Annotated in this window: 1 protein-coding gene; it reads left to right on the forward strand. The window is 39.6% G+C overall.

Annotated elements, in window-relative coordinates; all coding sequences use genetic code 11:
• The first annotated feature begins 90 nt into the window (after window positions 1-90).
• Window positions 91-852, forward strand: coding sequence for an IS5 family transposase (locus AAEY68_RS20675; protein ID WP_024611512.1), 762 nt, complete (start codon window positions 91-93; stop codon window positions 850-852).
• Window positions 853-882 lie beyond the last annotated feature (30 nt).

Genomic DNA, 882 nt, shown 5'->3' on the forward strand with positions numbered 1-882 from the left:
TAGGGCGTGTTGATCTTTGCGGTATAAAAAACAAACAGCATGAGGATAAGGTATAATTGAATTCGCTAAAAAACGTTACACCGAACCCTCATGCCAAGATTAATGTTAACAGACGCGACATGGAATGTCTTATCAAAAGTAATGCACTTAAGTGGTCGAATTTATAATAAGCCTGAGCATAGAAAAACGCTCGAAGGCATACTCTATAAGATGCGTACCGGTATTCCTTGGCGAGATTTACCGTCTTATTTCGGCTCGTGGAGTGCTATCTATAGACGATTTAATTTATGGTCCAAAAAAGATATTTTGAATGAATTATTTCGTGTGTTATCCCACTATGCTGATATGGATTGGATCTTTATTGATGGCAGTATTGTCAGGGCTCACCAGCATAGTTGCGGTGCAAGAACCGCTGGCAATGAATCAATCGGTAAGAGTCGAGGTGGCAATTCGACTAAAATTCATCTTGCAGTAGATAGCGGAGGATTGCCTGTTTATTATGAATTATCCTGTGGAAATACGCATGATATCGTCCATGCAGAGTCACTTGTAGACAATTGCCCAACGAGTAATGTGGTTGTCGCAGATAAAGGCTACGATAGTGAAAAACTAAGAGAGTTTATTCGTGATAATAGCGCTACACCCGTTATTCCACGCAAGGATAACAGTTTAGTGGGTAATGAAGATATTGACTGGTGCATGTACAAATATAGGCACTTAGTTGAAAATGCCTTTGGTCGGATCAAACAATATAGAGGGATAGCTACAAGGTATGAAAAGCTTGAACGGAATTATCATTCCATGCTCGCTTTAGCATTTACTATGATGTGGCTACCAATGTGGGCTGATTAATATATATACTACAAAGATCAACAGCCCCTA

The sequence above is a fragment of the Pseudoalteromonas sp. RB2-MNA-CIBAN-0110 genome, from assembly GCF_040309305.1.
Classification (GTDB): domain Bacteria; phylum Pseudomonadota; class Gammaproteobacteria; order Enterobacterales; family Alteromonadaceae; genus Pseudoalteromonas; species Pseudoalteromonas arctica.